Raw genomic sequence first — 6,616 nt, 5'->3', positions numbered from 1 at the left:
GACCGCTTCGCGCCCGATCCCCAACATGCGCGCAAGATTGTCGACGGCGAGCGTGGCGTTGAGCGTGCAGGTCAAGGGCAGGTGATCGCCGCTTGCCGAAGCATCGGCGAAAACCCGGCCCGTCGGATCGGCGGGCGGTGAGGCCGAGCGCATATAGGCCGTTCCCGACGTGCCAAGGCTGATGACCGGACATCCCGGCTCGACCGCCAGCGCCAGCGCCGCGGCCATGTTGTCGCCCGTTCCGCAGCCGACCGGAATGCCCGCCCCAAGGCCCGTTTCGGCGGCCGCGCCGGGGCGCACGGTGCCCGCCTGCGCGTCCGCCGGCAGCACCCTTGGCAGCATGGATGGGTCCACGGCGATCTGCGGCAGGGCCAGGACGTCCTCCACATAGGCTTCACCGCGGCTCGACCACCATCCTGTTCCGGACGCATCGCCGCGATCGGTGATGCCGGCACCGGTCAACCGTTCGGTCAGATAATCGTGCGGCAGCCGGATGAAGGCCGTCCGCGCCGCAGCGTCCGGCTCGGCCTGTCGAAGCCACGCCCAGGAGCAGGCCGTCAGCCCCGCCAGCGGCTGCGTGCCGACCTTCCGCGCCCAGGCCGCAGCGCCGCCGAGCGCGCTTCGCAACAGGCCGCTCATATCCGCCGAGCGCGTATCGTCCCATAGAATCGCGGGGCGAACTGGGCGTGTCGGAGATGACGATCCGCCGCGATCTGGCGCGCCTTGAGGCGCTTGACGTTGCGATCCGGACCCATGGCGGCGCCATCGCCCGCGACGGCGGCCGGGGGGAAAGGTTTGATGCGCAAGAGCCGGCGTTTGAGGCCCGAGCCCGCGAAAACGCCCGCGGGAAGGCGGCGATCGCCATGGCCGCGGCGGAAATTCCCAAGCAGCAGCAGACAGTTGGCCTGGATGTGGGAACGACGGCCCTGGAGTTGGCGCGCCAATTGACAGACAAGGACGACTTGAAGATCTTCACCAACAATCTGCGCGCCGGCATGATCCTGAGCGACTCGCGCCACCATGTCTATCTGACCGGCGGGCAGATCCGGCCGATCGAATACGCCGCTTACGGGCCGATCGCCATCGAACAGCTCGCCGCCCTATGGCTCGATCACGCGTTCATCGGGGTTTCGGGCATGACCGAGGAAGGGTGCTTCGACTATTCGGTGGAGGACACCGAGATGAAGCGGGTCTATATCGAGCGTTCGCATAATGTGATCGTTCTGTGCGATGCACACAAATTCGAGCGTCGCTCCCTGGTCAAGGTCTGCGACCTGTCTCATATCGACATGGTCGTGACCGACGCCGAGCCGCCCGCCGCGCTCGCCGGCGCCCTTTTGGAAGGCGGCACGCAGATCATCGTCGCGCCGTCGATGGCGGCTTGAGCTTTGCCGCGTCGGCCCATAGAAGCGGGCCGAACGCCGAAAGGGAATCGGGCACCATGGCCAATGGCGAAACGAGGCTGCACAAGGGCGATCTGAGCGAGGCGGCCGCTGCGCGCTATGACGATCGCGTGGCGATCGACACCGAGACGCTGGGCCTGAACCCGCATCGCGACCGGCTCTGCCTCGTCCAGCTTTCGCCCGGCGACGGCACGGCCGACATCGTCCAGATCGCCAAGGGCCAGAAGCGCGCGCCCAACCTGGCCCGCCTGCTGCGCGACCGCAAAAGGATCAAGATCTTTCACTATGGCCGCTTCGACATCGCCGTTCTGGAACGGGCCTTCGGCGTGCGCGCCCAGCCTGTCTTCTGCACCAAGATCGCCTCGAAGCTGACGCGCACCTATACCGACCGGCATGGGCTGAAGGAGCTTGCGCGCGAGTTGCTCAACGTCGAGCTTTCCAAGCAGCAGCAATCGTCGGACTGGGCGGCGGAGACGTTGACCGACGCGCAGCTCGCCTATGCGGCAAGCGACGTGCTGCATCTGCACGCGCTGATGGAAGCGCTGGTGGCGCGCCTTGGGCGCGAGGGCCGCCTGAAGGAGGCGCAGGACTGCTTCCGCTTTCTTCCAACGCGCGCCCGGCTTGACCTGATGGGTTGGCCGGACGATGACATTTTCGCACACAGCTAGGCCATACCCGATGGACAAACCGCTCCTGATCTTCGACTGCGATGGCGTGCTCATCGACAGCGAGGCGATCTATCTTGAGGTCGAGCTTGGCTTTCTCGCCGCCAAGGGCGTCGAGGTGGACCGGGCTTGGTACATCGGCGCGTTCATGGCGCTGGCGCCGGCCAAATGGCGCGCGCAACTGTCCGACCTGCTGGCCGAAAGGACGGGCGAACCGCTGAGCGAGGACGACTATGTCGCGCTCAAGAGCGAGGCGCGCCGGCGCGTCATCGAGCAGGTGCGGCCGATCGCCGGCATCGAGGCCATGCTCGGGCGCATGCGCGCGCCCCGCTGCGTCGCCTCCTCGACGCAGATGCCCTTCCTGCCGCTCAAGCTCGAACGCACCGGCCTCGACCGCTTCTTCGGCAAGGCGGTCTATTCGGGCGATATGGTGGAAAACGGCAAGCCGGCCCCGGACCTGTTCACCTATGCCGCCCGGAAGATGGGCTTTGAACCCCGGGACTGCATCACCGTCGAGGACAGCGCCAACGGCGTGCGCGGCGCAAAGGCCGCCGGCCAGTTCGTGATCGGGTTCACAGGCGGCGGCCATTGGGCCGGCGGCGACGGCGCGCCGCTGCGCGAGGCGGGCGCCGATCTCGTCGTCGAAAGCCACGCCGAACTGGGAACATGGCTGGCGTCAAACACCGGCGCGATGAGCTGACGACCGATCCGGGCGTTTCATGGCTCGATCTTTTCATGGAATGCGGGGATGCATTCCCGCGGCGGGCTTGACGTTCGCGCCGGTGCCGCCGGGATTTTATCACTTGGGCTCGTTCGGCGCCCTCAGAACGGCAGCTTCATTCCCGGTGGAAGCGGCAGGCCGGCGGTGACCTCCTGCGTCTTTTCCTGAACGCGCTGCTCGATCTTCGCCTTGGCGTCGGAATGGGCGGCGATCACCAGGTCTTCGAGGATCTCGGCATCGTCCTCGGAGAAAACGGACGGATCGATCTTGATGGCCTGCATGGCGCCCTTGCCGTTGAGCGTGACCGCCACCATGCCGCCGCCGGCGGTCCCGTCCGCGGTCATGGCCTCGATCTCGGCCTGCATGGCCTGCATCTTTTCCTGCATCTCCTTGGCCTTGCTCATCAGGCCCATAATATCACGCATGACGGCTCTCCCAATCAGTCCGTGTCGGTTGCCTCGTCGGCGTCGGGATCGGCGATACCCGGCTCGACGCCCATATCGGGATCGAGGCCGGTTTCGTCCAGAGCCCGATTGATGCGCACGTCGACAACGCGCGCGCCGGGAAAAATGTCCAGGATCGCCTTGATGTCCCGATCGCGCGAGGCGTCGGCAAACAGCGCATCGCGCCTGTCGCGGTCCTGCTCGTCGAGCGTCGGCCCGCCCGGCTCGCGGCTGACCGAGACGATCCAGCGCATGCCGGTCCATTCGCCGAGCCGGCCGGACAGTTCGCCCACAAGGTCCGGTGGAGCGTCGTCGGTCAGGTTGATGGAAAGGCGGCCCGGCTCGACCGAGACCAGCCGCACGAACTTGCGGACCGCGACCTTCGTCTTCAGGTCGCGATGCCTGTCGGCGAGATCGGCAAGGTCCTGAAGGCCGGCGATGCCCGGCTCGGGCACGGGCACCCCTTGCGGCGGCCCGGCCGCAGGAACGGTGTCCGGCTCGGCATTTTCGGCCACAAGGCGCATGGCCGGCGCACCGCCCTGCAAGGGGCGCATGGCGGTCTCCGGCCGCGGCGGTTGCGCGGGCGCGCGGGCGGGCGGGCGCGGCGCGATGGCGACCGGGGCCGATGCCGTTGGGGCGGGCGGCGCGCCCGCCGCCTGGCCGGGCCCGCCGCTCTGCCCGCCGGGCGCTGCGTCAAGGCGCTTGAGCGCCTCATCCAGCGTCGGAAGCATCGCGGCATGCGCCAGTCGTATCAGCAGCATCTCGGCGGCGGCGAAGGGCCGGGCGGCCGTCTCGCATTCGGCGATGCCCTTGAGCAGCATCTGCCAGGCGCGGGCCAGCACCGTGACCGGCAATCGGCCGGAGAAGGCGACGCCGCGCTCGCGCTCGCCCGGCGACAGGGACGGATCGTCATCGGCGGCGCCGGGCACGTAGCGCAGGCGCGTGACGAGGTGCGTGAAGGCGGCCAGGTCGTTCAGCACGACCACCGGATCGGCACCGACATCGTAGAGCGCCTTGAAGCCGTCGAGCGCCTCGGTGACGCGGCCGGCCATCAGATGTTCGAACAGATCGATGATGCGCGTGCGGTCGGCAAGGCCGAGCATGGCGCGCACCGCGCGTTCGTCGACCGTGCCGTTGCCGTGGGCGATGGCCTGGTCGAGAATCGAAAGCGCATCGCGCACCGAGCCTTCGGCGGCGCGCGCGATCATCGCCAGCGACGGATCGTCCACCGTCACCTTTTCCTGTCCGGCGATCGCGCGCAGATGCGCGGCCAGGTCGGCAAGCTCGATCCGGCGCAGATCGAAACGCTGGCAGCGCGACAGCACGGTGATCGGCACTTTGCGTATCTCGGTCGTCGCGAAGATGAACTTGGCGTGGGGCGGCGGTTCCTCCAGCGTCTTCAAAAGCGCATTGAACGCCTTTTCGGACAGCATGTGGATTTCGTCGATGATGTAGACCTTGTAGCGGGCCGAGACCGGCGCGTAGCGAACCGAATCGATGATCTGCTTGATGTCGTCGATGCCGGTGTGGGAGGCCGCGTCCATCTCGATGACGTCGATGTGGCGCCCTTCCATGATCGCCCGGCAATGCGCGCCCGGCACGCCAAGGTCGATCGTCGGCTTGTCGACGGTTTCGGATTTATAGTTGAGCACGCGCGCCAGGATGCGGGCGGTGGTGGTCTTGCCGACCCCGCGCACGCCGGTCAGCATCCAGGCCTGGGCGATACGGTCGGCGGCGAACGCGTTGGTGAGCGTGCGCACCATCGGCTCCTGGCCGATCAGCGCGGTGAAATCGGCCGGACGGTACTTGCGCGCCAGGACGCGATAGGCGCCGGAACTTGGAACAGCCTCGCTCATGGCTTCCGTGTAGCGCAGGTGCGCGCCGCTTGGCCAGCAGCGCGCGGCATATGCGCACGAAAAGACGAAAGGCGGGAGGCTGGCACAGCGACCCGTGCCGAAGCTCGTTGGGGCTGCTTCCTTCCGGACCTGACCCGGTTGGCGAGTGGCGCGCCCACCACCAACCTCCCGCGTCCCATATCGGCCGTCCCGCGCTCATTTGCAAGTCGCATTCGCGGCCGAACCTGCTATCGTCCGATCATGGCATCATTCACACTCGATCCGATTCTGGAGCGCGACACCTTCGCCGTCGCCGATATCGGCCTGACACAGGTGCGGTTGATGAACGATGCGCGCTTTGTCTGGCTGGTCCTCGTGCCCAAGCGCGCCGACATCACCGAACTCCATGATCTGACCCCGCTCGACCAGACCATGCTCACCTTCGAGACGACGCAGATCGCCAAGGCGCTCAAGGATTTCACCGGCGCCGACAAGATCAATGTCGCAGCGCTCGGCAACCAGGTGCGCCAGCTTCATGTGCACGTGATCGCGCGCAATGTGGGCGATGCGGCCTGGCCGGGCCCGGTCTGGTGCGCGGGCGCGCCCCAGCCCTACAGGAACGGCGGCGCCCGCGCACTGATCGAGCGGTTTTCAAGCGTGTTCTGACAGCCGCCCAGTTGCGCGACCGGAGCCTTCATGCCCGCCCTTCCTCCCGACCATCCGGCAACCGAGCCCTCGGCGCTGACCGGCTTTGCCGGCAACCGGCTGATGCGCCTTTCGGAAAAGCGCGGCGCGACATCGGTGCCCGATGCGCTGGGCGATCCGCGCGCAAGGGTGCTGCTGCTGGGCGAGGGGCGCGCCCTGCTCCGCCCCAACGGCGAGACGGCGAACCCCTGGTTCAACGTCGGCCAGGCGCGCGCCCTGGGAGCGCGGCAGGCGGACACGGTGCTGCTTGGATATGAGCAGGACGGGACACCGGTCCTCGCCACGCCGTTCGCAGCGGATCGCAAGATGCCGCCGGCGGGTCTCAAGGCGGTCGATTACCGGTCGATCTACGTTCAGGGTCTCGTGGACGAAGCCGCGCTCGGCGCGCTGGCGCAGGGGGCTGCCCTCTTAAGCTGGCATCGCACGCATGGCCATTGCGCGCGCTGCGGGGCGCCGACCGTCATGGCGGACGGTGGCTACAAGCGCGTTTGCGGCGCCTGCGAGGCGCAGCATTTCCCGCGCACCGACCCGGTGGTGATCATGCTGGCGGTGACGCCGGACGATGAGCGCTGCCTGCTCGGGCGCGGCCCGCACTTTCCCGAAGGCATGTATTCGTGCCTTGCCGGGTTCGTCGAGCCGGGCGAGACGCTGGAAAACGCGGTGCGGCGCGAGACGGAGGAGGAGGCGGGCGTCCGCATCGGCCGCGTCGCCTATCACGCCAGCCAGCCCTGGCCCTTTCCGCACACGCTGATGATCGGCTGCTATTGCGAGGCGCTGACACAATCCATCGTAATCGACGCCGAAGTGGAGGATGCGCGCTGGTTTTCGCGTGCCGAGATCGGCG

8 protein-coding genes and 1 other RNA gene are annotated in these 6,616 nt (G+C 67.7%); 5 read left to right on the top strand and 4 right to left on the bottom strand.

The genetic code is table 11. The features are described 5' to 3' along the window. Positions 1-639, bottom strand: a 639-nt coding sequence (locus AC5E6L_RS13255) for an FGGY family carbohydrate kinase (RefSeq protein ID WP_491773888.1), incomplete at its 3' end; no start/stop codon positions are given. 47 nt (positions 640-686) lie between these two features. Between AC5E6L_RS13255 and AC5E6L_RS13250 the strand changes: the two genes are divergently transcribed. From AC5E6L_RS13250 to AC5E6L_RS13240, 3 genes are read left to right on the top strand one after another with little or no spacing between them, the layout of a single operon-like run. Then, positions 687-1,385: a DeoR/GlpR family DNA-binding transcription regulator gene (locus AC5E6L_RS13250; protein ID WP_491230669.1), complete on the top strand. Its 699-nt coding sequence runs from the start codon at positions 687-689 to the stop codon at positions 1,383-1,385. A gap of 56 nt (positions 1,386-1,441) precedes the next feature. Then, a complete protein-coding gene (locus tag AC5E6L_RS13245) occupies positions 1,442-2,071 on the top strand; it encodes a ribonuclease D (protein ID WP_491773890.1) in 630 nt (209 codons plus the stop codon). Positions 2,072-2,081: 10 nt separating this feature from the next. Further along, positions 2,082-2,768 (top strand): HAD family hydrolase, encoded by a 687-nt coding sequence (locus tag AC5E6L_RS13240; RefSeq protein ID WP_491773886.1) that lies wholly within the window; start codon positions 2,082-2,084, stop codon positions 2,766-2,768. Between the two features lie 122 nt (positions 2,769-2,890). Here the strand turns inward: AC5E6L_RS13240 and AC5E6L_RS13235 are convergent, their stop codons facing one another. The 3 genes from AC5E6L_RS13235 to ffs all read right to left on the bottom strand — a co-directional run bounded on the left by AC5E6L_RS13235 (position 2,891) and on the right by ffs (position 5,257). Next, entirely contained in the window at positions 2,891-3,214 is a 324-nt protein-coding gene (locus AC5E6L_RS13235) for a YbaB/EbfC family nucleoid-associated protein (RefSeq protein WP_491773884.1), read from the bottom strand. Between the two features lie 14 nt (positions 3,215-3,228). Beyond that, the gene (locus tag AC5E6L_RS13230; RefSeq protein WP_491773882.1) at positions 3,229-5,088 is read right to left on the bottom strand and encodes a DNA polymerase III subunit gamma/tau; all 1,860 of its coding nucleotides are present in this window, start codon (positions 5,086-5,088) and stop codon (positions 3,229-3,231) included. Between the two features lie 71 nt (positions 5,089-5,159). Then, an RNA gene (gene ffs, locus AC5E6L_RS13225) (signal recognition particle sRNA small type) lies at positions 5,160-5,257 on the bottom strand. Positions 5,258-5,328: 71 nt separating this feature from the next. Here ffs and AC5E6L_RS13220 point away from each other — a divergent pair. Both AC5E6L_RS13220 and nudC read left to right on the top strand, forming a co-directional pair. After that, on the top strand, positions 5,329-5,733 hold the full coding sequence (locus tag AC5E6L_RS13220; RefSeq protein WP_491230954.1) for an HIT domain-containing protein: 405 nt from the start codon (positions 5,329-5,331) through the stop codon (positions 5,731-5,733). 30 nt (positions 5,734-5,763) lie between these two features. Then, on the top strand, positions 5,764-6,616 hold an 853-nt coding region (nudC, locus tag AC5E6L_RS13215), incomplete at its 3' end, for an NAD(+) diphosphatase (protein WP_491773880.1).

The sequence above is a fragment of the Roseitalea sp. genome, assembly GCF_984466335.1.
This window is presented reverse-complemented; position numbering and strand designations above follow the sequence as displayed.

Excerpts from the sequence above, each read along its gene's own strand:
- AC5E6L_RS13245 (WP_491773890.1), top strand. The coding sequence starts at position 1,442 with ATGGCCAATGGCGAAACGAGGCTGCACAAGGGCGATCTGAGCGAGGCG.
- AC5E6L_RS13240 (WP_491773886.1), top strand. The coding sequence starts at position 2,082 with ATGGACAAACCGCTCCTGATCTTCGACTGCGATGGCGTGCTCATCGAC.
- AC5E6L_RS13220 (WP_491230954.1), top strand. The coding sequence starts at position 5,329 with ATGGCATCATTCACACTCGATCCGATTCTGGAGCGCGACACCTTCGCC.
- AC5E6L_RS13235 (WP_491773884.1), bottom strand. The coding sequence starts at position 3,214 with ATGCGTGATATTATGGGCCTGATGAGCAAGGCCAAGGAGATGCAGGAA.
- AC5E6L_RS13230 (WP_491773882.1), bottom strand. The coding sequence starts at position 5,088 with ATGAGCGAGGCTGTTCCAAGTTCCGGCGCCTATCGCGTCCTGGCGCGC.